At 61.8% G+C, this 17,505-nt stretch carries 16 protein-coding genes; 5 read left to right on the plus strand and 11 right to left on the minus strand.

From position 1 onward, the window contains the following. Positions 1-2 precede the first annotated feature (2 nt). The 5 genes from ACK4FK_RS05930 to ACK4FK_RS05950 all read right to left on the minus strand — a co-directional run bounded on the left by ACK4FK_RS05930 (position 3) and on the right by ACK4FK_RS05950 (position 3,891). The gene (locus ACK4FK_RS05930) at positions 3-989 is read right to left on the minus strand and encodes a sodium-dependent bicarbonate transport family permease (RefSeq protein WP_409742478.1); all 987 of its coding nucleotides are present in this window, start codon (positions 987-989) and stop codon (positions 3-5) included. A gap of 78 nt (positions 990-1,067) precedes the next feature. Beyond that, on the minus strand, positions 1,068-2,042 hold the full coding sequence (locus tag ACK4FK_RS05935; RefSeq protein WP_409742480.1) for a quinone oxidoreductase family protein: 975 nt from the start codon (positions 2,040-2,042) through the stop codon (positions 1,068-1,070). 56 nt (positions 2,043-2,098) lie between these two features. Beyond that, complete coding sequence (locus ACK4FK_RS05940; protein ID WP_409742483.1) at positions 2,099-2,797, minus strand: dienelactone hydrolase family protein; 699 nt, start codon at positions 2,795-2,797, stop codon at positions 2,099-2,101. 60 nt (positions 2,798-2,857) lie between these two features. Beyond that, on the minus strand, positions 2,858-3,364 hold the full coding sequence (locus tag ACK4FK_RS05945; protein ID WP_409742486.1) for a PAS domain-containing protein: 507 nt from the start codon (positions 3,362-3,364) through the stop codon (positions 2,858-2,860). Beyond that, positions 3,361-3,891, minus strand: a complete 531-nt coding sequence (locus ACK4FK_RS05950; RefSeq protein WP_409742488.1) for a methylated-DNA--[protein]-cysteine S-methyltransferase — start codon at positions 3,889-3,891, stop codon at positions 3,361-3,363. Before ACK4FK_RS05950 ends, ACK4FK_RS05945 begins: the two co-directional genes overlap by 4 nt. 121 nt (positions 3,892-4,012) lie before the next feature. Here ACK4FK_RS05950 and ACK4FK_RS05955 point away from each other — a divergent pair, with 121 nt between their 5' ends. Both ACK4FK_RS05955 and ACK4FK_RS05960 read left to right on the plus strand, forming a co-directional pair. Then, complete coding sequence (locus tag ACK4FK_RS05955; protein WP_409742491.1) at positions 4,013-5,116, plus strand: CobW family GTP-binding protein; 1,104 nt, start codon at positions 4,013-4,015, stop codon at positions 5,114-5,116. Beyond that, a complete protein-coding gene (locus ACK4FK_RS05960; protein ID WP_409742494.1) occupies positions 5,100-6,155 on the plus strand; it encodes a WD40 repeat domain-containing protein in 1,056 nt (351 codons plus the stop codon). The genes ACK4FK_RS05955 and ACK4FK_RS05960 overlap by 17 nt, the downstream gene beginning before the upstream one ends. 27 nt (positions 6,156-6,182) lie before the next feature. Here ACK4FK_RS05960 and holA read toward each other — a convergent pair whose 3' ends face one another. The 4 genes from holA to ACK4FK_RS05980 all read right to left on the minus strand — a co-directional run bounded on the left by holA (position 6,183) and on the right by ACK4FK_RS05980 (position 10,830). Next, positions 6,183-7,199, minus strand: a complete 1,017-nt coding sequence (gene holA / locus ACK4FK_RS05965) for a DNA polymerase III subunit delta (RefSeq protein ID WP_409742496.1) — start codon at positions 7,197-7,199, stop codon at positions 6,183-6,185. Then, on the minus strand, positions 7,196-7,657 hold the full coding sequence (gene lptE, locus ACK4FK_RS05970) for an LPS assembly lipoprotein LptE (protein WP_409742499.1): 462 nt from the start codon (positions 7,655-7,657) through the stop codon (positions 7,196-7,198). The genes holA and lptE overlap by 4 nt, the downstream gene beginning before the upstream one ends. Positions 7,658-7,715: 58 nt before the next feature. Continuing rightward, the gene (leuS, locus tag ACK4FK_RS05975) at positions 7,716-10,283 is read right to left on the minus strand and encodes a leucine--tRNA ligase (protein ID WP_409742502.1); all 2,568 of its coding nucleotides are present in this window, start codon (positions 10,281-10,283) and stop codon (positions 7,716-7,718) included. 229 nt (positions 10,284-10,512) lie between these two features. Next, the gene (locus tag ACK4FK_RS05980; RefSeq protein WP_409742504.1) at positions 10,513-10,830 is read right to left on the minus strand and encodes a DUF3576 domain-containing protein; all 318 of its coding nucleotides are present in this window, start codon (positions 10,828-10,830) and stop codon (positions 10,513-10,515) included. Positions 10,831-11,224: 394 nt separating this feature from the next. Here ACK4FK_RS05980 and ACK4FK_RS05985 point away from each other — a divergent pair, with 394 nt between their 5' ends. The 3 genes from ACK4FK_RS05985 (at position 11,225) to ACK4FK_RS05995 (ending at position 15,055) form a co-directional block, all read left to right on the plus strand. Beyond that, on the plus strand, positions 11,225-12,115 hold the full coding sequence (locus ACK4FK_RS05985) for a methyltransferase (RefSeq protein WP_409742507.1): 891 nt from the start codon (positions 11,225-11,227) through the stop codon (positions 12,113-12,115). Positions 12,116-12,379: 264 nt separating this feature from the next. After that, the gene (locus tag ACK4FK_RS05990) at positions 12,380-13,636 is read left to right on the plus strand and encodes a porin (RefSeq protein WP_409742510.1); all 1,257 of its coding nucleotides are present in this window, start codon (positions 12,380-12,382) and stop codon (positions 13,634-13,636) included. 246 nt (positions 13,637-13,882) lie between these two features. Next, the gene (locus tag ACK4FK_RS05995) at positions 13,883-15,055 is read left to right on the plus strand and encodes a porin (protein WP_409742513.1); all 1,173 of its coding nucleotides are present in this window, start codon (positions 13,883-13,885) and stop codon (positions 15,053-15,055) included. 74 nt (positions 15,056-15,129) lie between these two features. Here the strand turns inward: ACK4FK_RS05995 and ubiB are convergent, their stop codons facing one another. Together ubiB and ubiE are read right to left on the minus strand one after the other, a co-directional pair. Beyond that, entirely contained in the window at positions 15,130-16,677 is a 1,548-nt protein-coding gene (ubiB, locus tag ACK4FK_RS06000; protein ID WP_409742516.1) for a 2-polyprenylphenol 6-hydroxylase, read from the minus strand. Between the two features lie 22 nt (positions 16,678-16,699). Beyond that, positions 16,700-17,488 (minus strand): bifunctional demethylmenaquinone methyltransferase/2-methoxy-6-polyprenyl-1,4-benzoquinol methylase UbiE, encoded by a 789-nt coding sequence (ubiE, locus tag ACK4FK_RS06005; RefSeq protein WP_409742519.1) that lies wholly within the window; start codon positions 17,486-17,488, stop codon positions 16,700-16,702. Between the last annotated feature and the right edge of the window lie 17 nt (positions 17,489-17,505).

Raw genomic sequence — 17,505 nt, forward strand, 5'->3', positions numbered from 1 at the left:
CTTCAGCCTCCGAACAGATATTGCGCGGCCAGCAGGTAGAGTGGCAGGCCGATGGCGACATTGAAGGGGAAAGTGATGGCCAGCGCCAGCGTCACCGACAGCGAGGGATTGGCCGCGGGCAAGGCCAGGCGCATGGCGGCCGGCACGGCAATGTAGGAAGCCGAGGCTGCCAGCACCGCCAGCAGCATGGCGCCGCCGACGCTCAGACCCAGCGCCCAGGCGGTGAGCAGGCCCAAAGCCGCGCCCAGCGGCGGCATCACCAGGCCGAACAGGATCAGCGGCTTGGGGAAATGCTTGGCCGCGCGGCCCTGGCGCACGGCCACCAGGCCCATGTCGAGCAGGAAGATGCAGAGCGCGCCGTTGAACAGGTCGACCACGAAGGGCCTGATCTTGGTCAGGCCGGCATCGCCGGTGATCCAGCCGATGATGAAGCCGCCGACCAGCAGCATCACCGAACCGTTCACCAGCACCTCGCGCACCAGCTCGCCGCGTTCGCTGCTGCCCTGCTGCATGCCCTGCTGCACCTGCCGTCCGGCCAGCAGCAGTCCGATCAGGATGGCCGGAGTTTCCATCACCGCGGTCATCGCCACCAGATAGCCTTCGTAAGGAATATCCCGGCTGCGCAGGAACTCGGCGGCCGTGACGAAGGTGACGATGCTGATCGAGCCGTAATGGGCGGCGATGGCGGCGGCATTGGTGCGGTCCTGCCGCCAGATGCCGCGCAGCAGGCCAAACGCCAGCAGCGGCAGGATGATGCTGAGGGCCAGGGCGGCGAGAATGGCCCAGAGCAGGGCCAGCCCGCTGGCGGAATGCATGGCGACGCCGCCCTTGAAGCCGATGGCGAACATCAGATAGATCGCCAGTCCCTTGGCGGCGCCTTCGGGGATTTCGAGGTCGGAGCGCAGGAAAGCCGCCAGAGCGCCCAGCGCGAAGGCGAGGATCATCGGCGACAGCAGGTTGCCGGCGGCGAGGCTGAGGAGATCGGTCATGGCGGCGGCACAATGCCAAGGCCGCCGCCATTCCGGAAGGGGTAAAAGGCTACCGCATGGCGGGCATGCGGCAGCGGATTACGGCAGCAGCAGGGTGGAGCCGGTGGTCTTGCGCGCCTCGAGATCGGCATGGGCCCGGGCGGCGTCCTTCAGCGCGTAGGTCTGCGGCGTCTCGATCTTCACCTTACCCGCCTTCACCACGTCGAACAGCGCATTGGCGGAATTGACCAGATCGGTCCGCTTGGCCGTGTAGGTGACCAGCGTGGGGCGCGTGACATAAAGCGAACCCTTGGTGGCCAGCGTGCCGACGGCAAAGGGCGGCACCGCGCCGGAGGCATTGCCGAAGCTGACCATCAGGCCAAGCGGACGCAGGCAGTCGAGCGAGCCGTCCCAGGTATCCTTGCCAACCCCGTCATAAACGACCGGCACGCCTTCGCCCTTGGTGATCTCCTTCACCCGCTCGACGAAATTCTCGGTGCGGTAGTTGATCACGTGGTCGTAGCCATGGGCCTTGGCTAGCTTGGCCTTGTCCTCGCTGCCGACCGTGCCGATCACCGTGGCGCCCAGCGCCTTGGCCCATTGTCCGAAGATCAGCCCGACGCCGCCGGCGGCGGCATGGAACAGGATGGTTTCGCCGGGCTGCACCTTGTAGGTCCGGCGCAGCAGGTATTCCGTGGTCATGCCCTTCAGCATCATGGCGGCAGCCTGCTGGTCGCTGATGCCAGCGGGCAGCACCACGCAGCGGTCGGCCTGCATCAGGCGCTCCTCCGCATACGAGCCCAGCGGCGAGGAGGCATAGGCGACGCGGTCGCCCACCTTGATGTCGCTCACATTGGCGCCCACCGCCGTCACGGTGCCGGCGCCTTCCTGGCCCAAGATCAGCGGCAGCGGCAGCTTGTACAGGCCCGAGCGGTGATAGGTGTCGATGTAGTTCAGGCCGGCGGCCGAGGCCTTGATACGGATCTGGCCCGGACCGGGATCGCCGACCTCGACCTCTTCCCACTTCATCACTTCGGGGCCGCCGTTGGCGTGGATACGGATGGCATGCGCCATGGATTGCAGTCCTTGTGTTGGGTGTTGCGGAACCGGAAGTAGGGCGATGCCGGCGATCAGGCCAGATGTTTCTTGAAAAACTCCGCCGTGCGGCTGTTGGCCAGGTCCGCGGCGGCCTTGTCGTAATGCTCGCCGCCCACACGGGCGAAGGCGTGATCGTTGCCCTGATAATCCAGGCGCGTGACCAGCGGATAATTCTTCAGCTCGGCGGCGATCTTCGCCTGCGCATCCTTGGGGACGAACTTGTCCTCGGTGGCGCAATGCAGCAGCAGCGGCTTCTTGATGTTTTTCGCTTCGGCAAGATGGTCCTGCAGCATCACGCCGTAATAGCCCACGGCGGCATCCACGTCGCTGCGGCAGGCCATCAGATAGGCTAGCCGGCCGCCCAGGCAGTATCCCACCGTGCCGACCTTGCCGTTGCAGCCGGGCAGCTTGCGCAGAACCGACAGCGACGCCTTCAGATCCTCGATGCCCTTGTCGAGATTGAAACCGCCAAACAGTGCAAACGCCTTGTCCCATTCGGCCTTGGTCTTGTCGGTGATGTCGACGCCGGGTTCCTGGCGCCAGAACAGGTCGGGGCAGAGCGCGATGTAGCCCTGCGCCGCCAAGCCGTCGCAGATGTCGCGCATCACCTTATTGACGCCGAAGATTTCCTGAATGACGAGGATGCCCGGACCTTTCCCGCCGGCCGGTTCGGCCAGGTATCCGGTGAAGCGGCCGCCATCATGGGCCTGGATTTCGATGCTGCGGGCCATGGGTTCCTCCTGTTCGGCTTCTCGGTGACGGGGAACTCTAGCGGCAGCGCGCCGCAGCAATCAACCGGCTTCGGACAGGGGCGGCGTGGCCGCCATCAGCAATTGGTCCACCCGCTGGCCATCGGAAGAAAGCGGCAGGATGACCGTCTCGTAGCGATAGCGCCGCTGCGCCGTGGTCAGTTCGCGGTAGATGCGCAATGGTTTGCGATTGGTCACAACCCAGCGCAGGTTGGCCACGATGGCCTGTCGCAGTTCCGGGTCCTGTATGGCGGCGCTGGTGCGGCCGGTCAGTTCCTGGCCGGCCAGCAGGGCCATGTTGCCGCCAAAGACGCGGGCCTGGAACTCGGCACCCGACCCAAGCACATCCACCAGCGTGGTCCAGCCGATGGCATAGGAGAAATCGATGGGGTCGATGTCGCTGCGCGCCGGGGCGATGCGTCCGGCGGCCTTGTCCTGCCAGTAATCGTGCAGCCGCCGCAGCAGCGGGTGGCGCGTCGCCGCGGCGACGTCCTCGCTGCGTTCCACCAGGGCATCGGGCTGGCCGGCAGCGGTTTCCGGCGTGGTCACGAAGCCAGCCCGGTCAGCAGATCGGTCTGCACCGGCGGCACATAGGCGCCTTCGTGCCGCAGCAGCCAGCGCTTGGTCTGCAGTCCGCCCTTGCCGGAATAGCCGCCGGTTTCGCCGCCTGCCGCCAGGATGCGGTGGCAGGGGATGATCACCGGGATCGGATTGGCGCCGCAGGCCCCGCCCACCGCGCGCGCCACGGCGCCGGTGGCCTCCGCAGCCTGGCCATAGGTGCGGGTTTCGCCAGCCGGGATCGCCAGCATGAAATCCCACACCGCCCGCTGGAAGTCGCTGCCATCAGGCCGCAGCGGCAGGTCGAAGCGGAAACCGCCATCGGCGAAATAGGCTGCCAGCTGTCGCGCAGCCTCGGCCAGCAGGGCGGCGATCTCGGGTGGCTGGTCGACCGCCAGGGCACGTGCGCCGCGGCCGCCCCAGTCCAGTTCGACGATGGCGCCATCCCGCGCGGCCACGCTCAGCGAGCCCAGCGGGCTCGGGACGGTGATCCAGTAGGTGGCGGTGCGATTGGACATGGGTTTGGAACGGCTGGGCTTTCCCGGGATTGGGGCAGCCGGGCCGGGGCTGGACTCCGGCGGGCGGGCCACTATGGTTACGGCCAATTCATAGCACAGCCGATCCCCCCGGAGTAAGCCCATGTCGCAAACGCCTGTCACCGTCCTGACCGGCTATCTCGGTGCCGGCAAGACCACCTTGCTGAACCGCATTCTCACCGAGCCGCACGGCAAGAAATACGCCGTGATCATCAACGAGTTCGGCGAGGTCGGCATCGACAACGAGCTGGTCGTGGATGCCGACGAGGAAGTCTTCGAGATGAACAACGGCTGCATCTGCTGCACCGTGCGCGGAGACCTGATTCGTATCATCGAGGGCCTGTTCAAGCGCAAGGACCGCTTCGATGCGATCATTGTGGAAACCACCGGCCTGGCCGATCCAGGCCCCGTGGCGCAGACCTTTTTCGTCGACGAGGATGTGTCGCGCCGCGCCAAGCTGGATTCTATCGTCACCGTGGTCGATGCCCGCCATCTGCCGGCCCGGCTGAAGGATAGCCGCGAGGCGGAAGAGCAGATCGCCTTTGCCGACGTGATCATCCTGAACAAGACCGATCTGGTGACACCCGCCGAACTGGCCGAGGTCGAGGGACGCATCCGTGCGATCAACGCCTTTGCGAAAATCCATCACGCCACCAAATGCGACGTGCCGCTTGAGCAGGTCCTGGATCGCGGCGCCTTCGATCTGGATCGCATTCTTGACCTGGAGCCGGAGTTCCTGAAGAAGAACCCCGCCCATGGCGAGCCCGGCCATGTGCATGACGAGCATTGCGGCCATCATCACGACCATCATCATGACCATGGCCATGATCATCATCACGGCCATAATCCGCCCCATGGCGAACCGGGTCATGTACACGACGAGCATTGCGGCCATGACCATGTACACGATGTTTCGGTGAAGAGCGTTTCGCTCACGGTTGCCGCACCGCTGGATGCCCGCAAATTCGATGCCTGGATCAGCGAACTGCTGGCCACCAAGGGCCAGGACATCCTGCGCGCCAAGGGCATCCTCGACCTGAAGGGGAGCGACAAGCGCTTCGTTTTCCAGGCCGTTCACATGATCAAGGATGGCGATTTCCAGCGCCCCTGGCGGACCGACGAGAAGCGGCAGTCCAAGCTGGTCTTCATCGGCCGCGAGCTGGATGCCGCCGCCCTGCAGCAGGGTTTCGATGCCTGTCGCGCCTGATGCCAAGCAGGCGGGGGCCGGAACGCAGATCGGCTTCCGCGCGTATCTGTGGCAGTTCAAGGCCGGCGTGGTTGCGGTGGGGGCCGCCGAGATGGCCGGCACGGCCGGCTTCGGCCTGGGCGACGGATCGATCGCCTTGCGGCCATTCGACGACCCGGAGGCGGCCAATACCCGCCGCCTGATCGTGCATGCCGATGCAACCCTGCTGTGCCTGGTTGCCGCGCCCGGCGGCGAGGGTTTTGTCTCGGGCGGCGACGATGGCCGGCTGATGCGCACCACCGTGACCGGCGAAGGCCACGAGCTGGCCAGCGTGCAACGCAAGTGGATCGAGCATGTGGCCGTGGCCGATAACGGCAGCGGCATTGCCTATGCCGCCGGCAAGAAGGTCGGCCTGCTGGATGGCGTGGGCCGGCCGGTCGCGGTCTTCGAGGATCATCCCAGCACGGTCAGCGGCATTGCTTTCAATCCGAAGGGCAAGCGGCTGGTGGCAGCCCATTACGGCGGTGTCAGCCTGTGGTGGGCCAAGGCGGAGGCGCAGCAGCCGAAGCGGTTGGCCTGGAAAGGCTCGCATGTCGCGGTCACCTGGTCACCCGATGGCAAATTCGTCATCACCGGAACGCAGGAAAACGAACTGCATGGCTGGCGGCTGGCCGATTCCGCCGACATGCGCATGAGCGGCTATCCGGCCAAGCCGAAAAGCTTCAGCTGGTCGCGGGACGGCCGCTGGCTGGCGACCAGCGGCGCCGAGGTTGTGGTGGTGTGGGACTGCAAGGGCAAAGGGCCGATGGGGTCGGCACCGGTGGAACTCAGCCGCGGCGCGCCCGTCACCGTCGTGGCCTGCCATCCGCGCCATGGTCTTGTCGCGTCCGGGCATGATGATGGCCGACTCAAGCTCGGCCGTATTTCCGATGGCTCCAGCATCGACCTTGAATGTCTGGGCGATGCGCCGGTCACGGCCCTGGGCTGGACATCCGACGGGCGCTATCTCATGGCCGGCGCCGAGGACGGCGCCGCGGCGATCCTGGATTTCGGCAAGTAGCTATCGCGCGCCGCGCGCGGCCCAGTCTTATCGCGCGACGCGCGCGGCTCTGGCAATCCGCAGCAGGGCATCGCCACAGGCCGCGGCAGCCGGCATGCCGGTGCTTTTTGCCGTCAGTTCCGCATCGGTGAGGATTTCCAACGCGCGCATCAAGCGGTCGCTGGACCACATTTTCGACTGGCGTTCGAAACCATCGCGCCGCGTCCAGTGTACCCCTAAGCGCTGCGGGTCCAGGCGGCTGCCCGCCTCGCGCTGGCCGGCAGCCAGATGCAGCTTCTGGCCATGTTTCTGCGCCACGCGCAGGATCGCCACGGGCGATTCGCCGGCGCTTTCGCACCGGGTCAGGGCATCGGTCAGGCCGTTGAAATCGCCACCAAAGGCGGCGAAGGCGACATCGTCCAGGAACAGTGACGAACTGTCGCCGATCACCGCCTCGCAATCTTCCAGGCCGATCGGCGTGGCATCGTCGCCCTTGTACAGCAGCAGCTTGGCGATCTCGCCGCGCGTCACCATGCGGTCGGTGCCCAGATTGTCGAGCAGGTAGCCCATGGCCTCGGACGCGATCTTCTTGCCGGCTTCGCGCGCCATATCTTCGATCAGGCTCTGCAGGGCGCGTTGATCGTCGGCGTAACAACCGATGGCGACGGCAAGGTCGCATTCCTCGAAGGCGGCCCGCAGCGATGAACGGGCCGCCAGTTCACCAGCCTCGACGACGACCAGAGTGTCGCCGACCAGCGACTCCAGGAAGGAGTCGAACAGCTTGGCATTGCGATCGCCTGCGCCCGAGACCATCACGACGCGACGGCCGCCGGTCAACGCTATAGCCGCGGCTTCATCGGCCAGCCGGGCCGGGTCTTCCTGCAGCTGTGCACCGGTCAGCGTGGTAACCAGGAAGGGATCGCTCAGGTCCTTCACAACGCTTTGGGCAATGGCCTTGGCGCGCTCGCGGATCATGCCGGCATCGCTGCCAAACAGCAGCACGGCGCGGATTTCTGGGCGCGGACGACGGACAAAAGCCTCGACCTCACGCGGTGCGAGTTTCATGACGCGCGCGGTTGCGGCAGAGGTCTGGAATGGAGGCGGTTGAAGTAATTTGCCAGCCTGATGCGAATCTGCTCGGCGGCATCGCGCAAGGCGCGTTCGCGCGCATTTTTTTCGCTGATCAGATTCGCATAATCGGCCACAGTCAGGTTGTAAGAGGCCTGACTGGAGACCGAAAACGATGTCAGGGGGTTGCCAGTCTTATAGTCGCGCAGGTAAGCCGCAACGCTAAGCTGCAGGTTATTGCGCGTGATCTCGTCACTGCGGGTGACAAAGACAGAGCCGACCGACTCAGTGATGCGATAGTCCAGGATATATAAGGGTTGTTCCGGGCTGCCCTTTGGGGTGACCATGTCCAGCAGGTGGTTGCGCAACTGCTGGCTTATCCGGTCTTCCGGCTGGGTGATGCTGATCTGGCTGAATTGCGGCACCGTATCGCCGGGCCCATCCTGGCGATACAACGGCTTGAAGCCGCAGCCGGCCAGACCGGCTGACAGCAGAGCCAGCAGACAGATCAGCCTAGACCACGACATTGACGATCCGGTTGGGCACGATCACCACCTTGCGCACGGGTTTACCGTCGATGGCGCGCTGTACATTATCATTGGCCAGCGCCAGTTTTTCCAGTGCCGTCTTGTCCATGTCGCGTTCCACTTCGATGGTGGCGCGCAGCTTGCCCGAGACCTGCACCGCCACGGTCACGGTGTCGTCGCGTACCAGGTCGGCATCGGCGACCGGCCATGGCTGTTCCAGCAGCAGGCCGTCATGGCCCAGCGCCTGCCATATCTCTTCGGCCAGATGCGGCACCATCGGGCCGATCAGCTTGGCCAGCGTTTCCAGCGCCTCGCGCCGCGCCCAGGCAACGGCATCATCATCGCCCTTGGTCGCTTCCAGCAGGTTAGTGAATTCATGAATCCGCGCAACCGCCTTGTTGAAATGGAACTGCTCAAGGTCGCCGGTCATCGCGGCAATGGTCTTGTGCAGGGCGCGCCGCAGTTCCAGCGCGGCGCCGCTGAATTCGGCGGGCGTGGGCGCGGCCTTGCCGGCGATGCGGCCTTTCGGTTCGGACACCAGGCGCCAGAGGCGCTGGGTAAAGCGCCAGGCGCCTTCGACGCCGGATTCGCTCCATTCCAGGTCGCGTTCCGGCGGAGAGTCGGAGAGCATGAACCAGCGCGCGGTGTCAGCGCCGTAGGTGTCGATGATCAGGCCCGGGTCGATGACGTTTTTCTTCGACTTCGACATCTTCTCGGTGCGGCCCACCGTGACCGGCTCATTGGTGCGGATATGCACCACATTGCCGCCATCCCTTTTCACCTCGCTGGGCATCAGCCAGGCGCCGGAAGCATCCTTGTAGGTCTCGTGGCAGACCATGCCCTGGGTGAACAGGCCGGCGAAGGGCTCGCCGCTGGGCAGCGACACATGGCCCGTATCGCGGAGCGCGCGGGTGAAGAAACGCGAATAGAGCAGGTGCAGGATGGCGTGTTCGATGCCGCCGATATACTGATCCACCGGCAGCCAATAATCGACCTCGGCCTTCACCATCGGTTCGTCGGCGCGCGGACTGCAGAAGCGGGCGAAATACCAGGATGAATCGACAAAGGTGTCGCAGGTGTCGGTCTCGCGCCGGGCCGGTTTGCCGCAGGAAGGGCAGTTCACATGCTTCCAGGTCGGGTGATGATCCAGCGGGTTGCCCGGCCGGTCGAAGGTGACGTCGTCGGGCAGCTGCACCGGCAGATCCTTTTCCGGCACTGGCACGATGCCGCAGGCATCGCAGTGGACCACCGGAATCGGGCAGCCCCAGTAGCGCTGGCGCGATACGCCCCAGTCACGCAGGCGGAAGGTGACGGTGCCTTCGCCGGCCTTCAGTTCTTCCAGCCTGGCGATCGCGGCGCGCTTGGCGGCAGCGACATCCAGGCCGTTCATGAAATCGGAATTGATCGCCGCAGTGTTATCGGTATCGGTGAAGGCTTCGGCGCCGATCTCCAGTGACGACTGGCCTTTCGGAGCCACCACAGCCTTCACCGGCAGGTCGTATTTGCGGGCGAAATCCAGGTCGCGCTGGTCATGGCCGGGGCAGCCGAAGATGGCGCCGGTGCCGTATTCCATCAACACGAAATTCGCCACATAGACCGGCAGGGTCCAGGCCGCATCGAAGGGATGGATGGCATCCAGCGGTATGCGGTAGCCCTTCTTCTCCGCCTTTTCCAGTTCGGCTTCCGCCGTACCGGTCTGGCGGCATTCCTCGATGAAGGCCGCCAGCTTCGGATCGGTCTTCGCGGCCTCGGCAGCCAGCGGATGATCGGCCGAGATGGCGACGAAACTGGCGCCGAACAGGGTGTCGGGCCTGGTGGAGTATACTTCGATTCTGTCGGCCCGGTTCTTCAGGGCGAAGGAGAAGCGTGCGCCTTCCGACTTGCCGATCCAGTTCTGCTGCATCAGCCGCACGCGTTCGGGCCAGCGGTCAAGGCCGTTTAAGGCCTGCAGCAGATCATCGGCGTAGGCGGTGATCTTGAGGAACCACTGCGACAGCTTGCGCCGTTCGACCACGGCACCCGAACGCCAGCCGCGGCCATCGATCACCTGCTCGTTGGCCAGCACGGTCTGGTCGACCGGATCCCAGTTGACGAAGCTTTCGCGGCGATAGATCAGGCCGGCTTTCAGGAAATCGAGGAACAGCTTCTGCTGGTGCTTGTAATAGCCCGGGTGGCAGGTGGCGAGTTCGCGGCTCCAGTCCAGCGACAGGCCCATGCGCTGCAGTTCGGCGCGCATGTTGGCGATGTTGTCGTAGGTCCAGGCGGCCGGGTGCACCTTCTTTTCCTGGGCGGCGTTTTCCGCCGGCAGGCCAAAGGCGTCCCAGCCCATGGGATGCAGCACGTTGAAGCCGCGCGCCCGCTTGTAGCGCGCCACCACGTCGCCCAGCGTGTAGTTGCGCACATGGCCCATATGGATGCGCCCCGACGGATAGGGGAACATCTCGAGCACATAATATTTCGGCCGGGACGGATCGGCCTTGGCGCGGAAGGCCTGGCGCTCGGTCCAGACCGACTGCCACTTGGTTTCGACCGCCTTGGCATTGTAGCGGGACATGCTGCATCCACTCAGACTGCTGACGACCGGCCGGAATGCGGCCAGGGAAGGGCTGTTTTAACGGCGAAAGGCCGCCACGGAAAGGCGTATCGGTGCCCGGCGGCATGCCGGATGGCTGGATGGCCGGAATCGAGCCGAGCCGGATGCAGAGCCGGATGCCAGTGTGAGCGGCGTGGGCAGAGGGAGGGTCCGCGCCGGCGCCGGGGGCAGCGCCGGGGATCAGCGGGGATCAGCGCCTGGCCTCGGCCTCCATGCGGAATTCGCGGGCGCGCTGCAGAATGGCGTTTTCCATCGTGGTGGCCGTGTTGGGGGCGGCCGGCTGGTCGGCCCAGCTGTCGCCCTGGCGCACCTGGCGGAACACGCCCACGCGCAGGCCGTCGGCGCGCAGGGACCGGTCGAGAATGTAGACCGTAACCTTGAACCGCTCGCCGGGGGTTTGCGGCGGCGTATACCAGTCGGTGATGATCACCCCGCCGAAGGGATCGGCCGAGGTGAGCGGCATGAAGGAGACGGTGTCCAGACTGGCGCGCCAGAGGTAGCTGTTCACGCCGATGCCCGAGCCTGCACCGGGGTCTTCCTTTTTGGCGCCGCCGGAACTAAAGATACCACCGGTTCCAAATAACCCCACTTGCTGTTTTCCAGAACCAGCAGGATCATATGTGTCTTGACCTGTTTTTTGAGGGAAAGCCCCGCCTTCGCCGCCGGTAGATTGGCAAGCTGCCAAAACAGAAGCCGACATTATAACGACCCCTAGATATATACTCCGCCACCATATTCCCATTAGGTAGCACTCCTCAAAGCAGATCATTGAAAAGTTAACAACACTACTAGGACAGCCGATATCACAATTATGGGTTAAGGCCAATTATTGAGATGAAAATCTTTCATTGATAGTTTGATGCAGGCGCAGATAATTAGTTTAGATTAATGCGGTAATTTGAATGATTCCCGACAACTACAAACATCTATTTTCCAAGGCATGGGCTTATCAAAACTCAAGCCAATTTGGTGAGGCTGTAAAAGTATATTTGAATATTATTGAGAATATGAATTCAGCCGTAGCGTGGATTGGTCTGGGGCAATGCTATCTCGAAATGAATAAAGGGTCTGAGGCTTTGGGCGCTTTTCGTCGTGCCTATGAATTATTGCCTCAGTCTGGTGCAATTAAGCACATGATAGATATGCTTGAAGGTGGGGAACCTCCTAGCAGGGCGCCCATAGACTACATCCTTTGGGTTTTTAACCAACATGCGGATAGTTTTGATGAGCATCTGTTAGCTCTAGATTATAAAGGGCCCGAAATGATTGCTTCACTGATACCTGATTCTTGGGCGGCAAATTCAAGATATACTTTAGATTTAGGGTGTGGAACGGGCCTTAATTCAATTTATTTCTCAAAATACTCTACGAAATTAGATGGCGTTGATATATCCCCCAGAATGCTGGCTCAGGCAGCAAAACGAAACTATGATTGTTTATATCAAGCTGAAATACATGAATTCCTCAAGAAATCTAAAAATAAATATGATACGATTTTGGCATCAGATGTATTCATTTATATTGGATACCTTGATGAACTTTTTGCTTTATTTACTTCATCACTATCGAAAGACGGGAATATATTTTTCACTATAGAATTAAACACTGAAATAGATCGTCCGGTTGATTTAATGACCACCGGTCGTTATCGCCACTCTATTAACTACATTGAAGAGTGCGCTGATAAGTCAGGCTTTAAAATTGCAGCTTTCACTGATGGCTCAATAAGAACTGAGAATGGTGTTCCACAGGCCGCCAGAGCGTATCGTTTACGGAAGTCGGCGAGAATTTAGCATAATTGATGTATTTTTTACATGGTTAATGCATTGTTTTAAAAAAACAATTTAGAAAATCGTGGCTAAAATCAAGGTTTGGAGAGTTGGGTGTGTCGATAATGCAACACAAGAATCAAAAGAACTCTCAAAAAAGTAGCTTTCATTGACACTTGCTGGGGGCGATGGCTTGATCTCCAGGATCACTCAGCCCTGCAAGGCTGGCTGTTCATTTGCTAGTGACTAGCACTGCAACCCTAATCCCGGTGGGAGAGGAAAGAGGAAATGAAAAAGACGCTGCTTCTGCAAACCGCTCTTGTTGCTGCGGTCGGCCTGTTCGTGGCCGACTTTGCTTCAGCGCAGACGGTAAAGGCTGAGCCGATCGGTGTGACCGTTGGCGGCTATATGAACCGTGGTGTGCGGTTTAACAACTTTGAGGACGGTAAGACCGGCCAGACCGACGTCCGCAGCACCGGTATGTTCGGTGATTCGGAGGTGTGGTTCAATATTCGCGCCGTGCTGGATAACGGTCTGCGCGTTGGCGGCCGTATCGAGTTGGAAGGCCAGAGCGAAGGCGACCAGATCGACGAATCTTACATGTTCATGGAACATGATAACGTTGGTCGTATGGAACTGGGTTCGACTGATCGCGTCGCGACCAAGATGATCTACGGCGCTCCGACAGCTATCCCGAACCTGAATACGGTAGTTTTCTCGACGGAAGCCAATCCGATTGTGACCCCGACGGGCAACTCGGCGCTTGGTCCGCTCATGCGCTTCCGTTCGGGCAGCGATGATGCCGAGGGCATCAACCTCTACACGGCCCGGTATTTCGGCTCGAAAGCCGGCAAGGGCCTGCAGGTTGGCTTCTCGTGGGCGCCTGACAACTGCCAGGATTCGGCAGCCACGGCTTCCGGTGGTTCGGAGAATGCCTGCCTTGCTAACATTAGCTCGATTGATGCCAATGGTACGGTTGCCGCTCCGCGGTATGCAAACCAGCGCCAGGTAGCTGCGAACTATCTTGAGTCGTTCGGGAGTGTTGACCTCGCCCTGTATGGCGCGGTTCAGCGGTTCGATCTGGAGAACACCGGTACTGCGGCTACCAGCCTGAATGCCAAGAATCTCGGCGGCTGGACCCTGGGTACCGCTCTGACCTACAACGTCGGCGATGGTTCGACGGTGTCGCTCGGTGGTGGCTACAAGAAAGAGGATATCGCTGAGAACAAGAATGCCGCTGCTGGTACCCTCGGCACTCAGGATCGAAACGCTTGGAACATCGGCTTGCGGTATCTGACCAATGGCGCTGCCGCCGGTTCGATTGGTCTTGGCGTTGAGTATTTCGCTGCCAAGGCGGACAATGGCATCGGTGACAGCCGTGAGGACAAGTCGAGCTGGGTTAGCCTCGGCCTGACCTATCAGCTCGCGCCTGGCATACTGACTTATGCTGGTGTTGGCCAGTATCAGTTTGAAGATGGTACTGGTGCCGCTGCTCTCGACACCAAGACCGAGTTCGGCATCGTTGGTGTAAACCTGACTTTCTAATCTTACATAGATTGGAAAATCTGAGGGGCGGGAGAAATCCCGCCCCTCTTTTTCATGCATGTATAATTGTGACCGCCATTACGTTTTTCTGTGCTTCCAGAAACACTGTTTCGGCAAACTCTTACTGGTGAAAGAATCTCAGAGTCACATACATTGACCACACTTCGTGGCGAGATTATCCCCAATCATGGGCTGAGGTCATTTCTCTACGCTGACAGTGCAACAACAATTTAAAGGACCACTGCCATGAATAAGACTTTGCTTCTACAAACGGCCTTGGTGGCTGCTACGACCATCGCATTCGCCGGTATTGCTTCCGCTCAAACGAAAGCAGAACCAATCGCTGTATCCGTTGGTGGGTATATGAACCGTGGCATAAAAGTCATTGATTTCGACGACGGCGCCAGCAATCAGGTCGATCGCCGGGGCACCGGTTTCTATGGTGATGCTGAAGTATATTTCAACATTCGTGCCGTATTGGATAATGGTGTCCGCTTTGGTGGGCGCATCGAACTTGAGGGCAGTACGGAAAGCGATCAAATCGATGAATCATATATGTTCATCGAGCATAGCAATTATGGCCGCGCCGAGATTGGTTCCACGGACCGCGCAGCATCAAAGATGATGTATGGTGCACCAGTTGCCGTTCCGGGTTTGAGCACCATGGACTTCACTGGGCAGGTTAGTCCGATTGTTGCTCCGTCTGGGGCACGGACCACGAATGTTACTATGAAATTTGTCAACGGCAATGACGACGCTGAAGGACTGAATTTGTACTCGGCCCGCTATTTTGGCTCGAAGGCAGGTAAAGGCCTGCAACTCGGTTTGGGCTACGCTCCTGATGAATGCCAGGACAGCACGGGTTCAACGTCCCCCTGTCTTGCTAGCACGATTTCGAGTGTCAATAGCACTGGACCGGCCAATCAGCGGCAGCTAGTCGCAAATTATTTGGAATCTTTCGGCGCGTTCGACGTTGGCGTTTTCACCGCCTATCAGCGATATGATTTGGAGACAATCACACGTAATCTTGAAGGTTACACTGCGGGTGCAAACGTAACTTACAATCTTGGCGATGGTTCATCTGTAAGCCTAGGCGCTGGGTATAAGAAGGAAGAGATCTCTACTTCTGATGATCGTAAGGCGTGGAACGTTGGCCTTCGTTATCTCACGAATGGCGTAGCTCCAGGTTCAATCGGAGTTGGTATCGAGTACTTTGTTGCCAAGGCCGACGATGGTACTGGGGTGACGCGTGGAGACGACAAGCTGACATGGATTCATGCCGGTGTGACTTATCAGCTTGCCTCCGGAATCCAGATGTTTGGCGGTGTTGGTCAATACAGCTTTGACGATAATACCGGAGCTGCTGCTCAGGAACCGAAGAACAACTTTGGCATTGTCGGCGCCCGCCTCGACTTCTGATCGGTTCCATCTCCGATCATCACGGGAAAGGGGCCGGTTTCGGCCCCTTTCTTTTTTGCTTTCGGGTTCAGAGATCAGTGCAGGGCGGCGGCCACGGCAATCAGGCCGAGCGCGATTGCCCACAAGGCCCAGGCCGCAGCGCGGCCCGGTGCCGGCTTTTGGATCTTGCCGGTTGCCGTCGCCGTCGCCGTCGCCGCCGTTGCCGGCGCCGCCGCCAAGCGCTCCAGCCCGTCGAGAATGGCGGGTAGCCGGCGCAGCGTGTCGTTCAGCGTCTCGGCCATCTCACGCAGTCTGGCCGCCGGGCCGAGATTGTCGCGCGCCCAGTCCTCAATCACTGGCCGCGCCACCTCCCAGAAATTGATTTCCGGATCCAGGCTGCGCGCCACGCCTTCCACCGTCACCATGGTTTTCTGCAGCAGCAGCAGATGCGTCTGCGTGCGCATGCCGAACGTCTCGGTGATCTGGAACAGTTGCGCCAGCAGGCGGCCGATCGAAATCTCGGTCACTGGCCGGTCGAGAATCGGTTCGCCAATCGAGCGGCAGGCCTGGGCGAAAGCATTCACGTCGCGGTCGGCCGGCACATAACCGGCCTCGAAATGCACTTCCGCCGCACGCCGCCAGTTGCCGGTCAGGAAGGCGCCGAGCATCTCGGCCATGAAGCGCCGGGTCTTGAGGTCGAGCCGGCCCATGATCCCGAAATCGACAAGCTCCAGCCGGCCATCCGCGGTGGAAACGAACAGGTTGCCATGGTGCATGTCGGCGTGAAAATAGCCGTCGCGCAGGGCCTGCTTGAGGAACACGCGGATCACCCGCGCGGCCAGCTCGTGCAGATCGAGGCCGGCCTCCTGCAAGGCCCCGCGATCCTCGATCGGCAGGCCCCGGATGCGTTCCACGGTCATCACCCGGCGCGCCGTGCGCTGCCAGTCGATGGCCGGCACCAGCACGTCGGGATCGTCACAGAAATTGTCGCGCAGTTCGCCGGCCGCCGCCGCCTCCAGCCGCAGATCGAGTTCGATCGCCACCCAGTCGCGCAAGCTGGCCACCACATCGCGCGGCCGCAGGCGTGCCATGCCGGCCACATGCCGCTCCGCCGCATCGGCCAGCCAGGCGAACAGGGTCAGGTCGCGCGCGAAGGCCGTCTCCACACCGGGGCGCAGCACCTTCACGGCCACGGCGCGGCCATCGCTGGTCTCGGCCAGATGCACCTGTGCCACGCTGGCCGCGGCCACCGGTTCGGTCTCGATATGGGCGAACAGGCTGTCCACCGGCGCGCCCAGTTCGGCCTCGATCACCGCCCTGGCTTCCGCCCAGGAAAACGGCGGCAGCTTGTCGCGCAGCCGGCCCAGATCCTCGGCCAGGGCCGCACCGACCAGGTCGGGCCGCACGGAGAGCACCTGGCCCAGCTTGATGAAGCTGGGGCCCAGCTCGCCCAGGGCCGCCGCCAGCCGTTCGCCCTCGCGCCGCTCTGGCCATCGGCGGCCGAATGCCGACTGGAACAGGCCAAGCAGGCTGCGGGCCCCGGCGCCGACCGGCGCCTCGCGCAGCACGAACAGCGCATCCTGCCGCGCGAAGCAGCGGCCGATGGCGAACAGGCGAAGCAGGTGGCGCAGGTCGGTCAGCACGGCAATGGTGATCCTGCGTAGCTCAGATGCGGCGGGCCGAATGCAGCGCGGCGATGCCGCCGGTCAGGTCGCGCACCATCACGTTGCCGAAGCCGGCCTCGGCGATCATGGCGGCGAAGCTCTCCTGGTCGGGGAAGCGGCGGATGCTTTCCACCAGATAACGGTAGGAGTCCTCGTCCTTTGCGATCCAGCCGCCCAGCTTGGGCAGCAGGCTGAAGCTGTAGACATCATACAGCTTGGCCAGCGCCGGATTGCGCACGGTCGAGAATTCCAGGCACAGGAAACGGCCGCCGGGCTTGAGTACGCGGAAGGCCTCGCGCAGGGCGGCATCGATATGCGTCACGTTGCGGATGCCAAACGCGATGGTATACGCATCCACGGAACGGTCGGGCAGGGCCAGTTTCTCGGCATCCATGCAGGCCCAGCTTAAATTCTGCAGGCGGGCGGGGTGCTGCGCGCCGGTATCGATGGCGCGGTTGCGGCCCTGCTCCAGCATGGCGGCATTGATATCGGCGACCACCACGCGGGCCTTCGGCGCGCGTTCGACGATGCGGAAAGCGATGTCGCCGGTACCGCCGGCCAGGTCCAGCACGGTCATCTCGCCGCGTGGGTTGAGCCAGTCGATCATGGCCGTCTTCCACAGGCGGTGGATGCCGCCTGACATCACGTCGTTCATCAGGTCGTAACTGCCGGCCACCGAATCGAACACGCCGCGCACCAGTTTCGCCTTCTCGGCTTCCGGCACGGACTGGAAGCCGAAATGGGTCTGGTTTCCAGAAGCGTTTTCAGACGGTTGGGTCGGATCGGTCATGGCGGGGCCGACCATAG

The sequence above is a fragment of the Ferrovibrio sp. genome, from assembly GCF_046297895.1.
Taxonomy (GTDB): Bacteria; Pseudomonadota; Alphaproteobacteria; order Ferrovibrionales; family Ferrovibrionaceae; genus Ferrovibrio.

Coding starts and splice junctions, on each gene's coding strand:
- ACK4FK_RS05995 (WP_409742513.1), top strand. CDS start 13,883: ATGAATAAGACTTTGCTTCTACAAACGGCCTTGGTGGCTGCTACGACC.
- ACK4FK_RS05990 (WP_409742510.1), top strand. CDS start 12,380: ATGAAAAAGACGCTGCTTCTGCAAACCGCTCTTGTTGCTGCGGTCGGC.
- ACK4FK_RS05940 (WP_409742483.1), bottom strand. CDS start 2,797: ATGGCCCGCAGCATCGAAATCCAGGCCCATGATGGCGGCCGCTTCACC.
- ACK4FK_RS05950 (WP_409742488.1), bottom strand. CDS start 3,891: ATGTCCAATCGCACCGCCACCTACTGGATCACCGTCCCGAGCCCGCTG.
- holA (WP_409742496.1), bottom strand. CDS start 7,199: ATGAAACTCGCACCGCGTGAGGTCGAGGCTTTTGTCCGTCGTCCGCGC.
- ACK4FK_RS05955 (WP_409742491.1), top strand. CDS start 4,013: ATGTCGCAAACGCCTGTCACCGTCCTGACCGGCTATCTCGGTGCCGGC.
- ubiE (WP_409742519.1), bottom strand. CDS start 17,488: ATGACCGATCCGACCCAACCGTCTGAAAACGCTTCTGGAAACCAGACC.
- ACK4FK_RS05930 (WP_409742478.1), bottom strand. CDS start 989: ATGACCGATCTCCTCAGCCTCGCCGCCGGCAACCTGCTGTCGCCGATG.
- ACK4FK_RS05960 (WP_409742494.1), top strand. CDS start 5,100: ATGCCTGTCGCGCCTGATGCCAAGCAGGCGGGGGCCGGAACGCAGATC.
- ACK4FK_RS05985 (WP_409742507.1), top strand. CDS start 11,225: ATGATTCCCGACAACTACAAACATCTATTTTCCAAGGCATGGGCTTAT.
- leuS (WP_409742502.1), bottom strand. CDS start 10,283: ATGTCCCGCTACAATGCCAAGGCGGTCGAAACCAAGTGGCAGTCGGTC.
- ACK4FK_RS05935 (WP_409742480.1), bottom strand. CDS start 2,042: ATGGCGCATGCCATCCGTATCCACGCCAACGGCGGCCCCGAAGTGATG.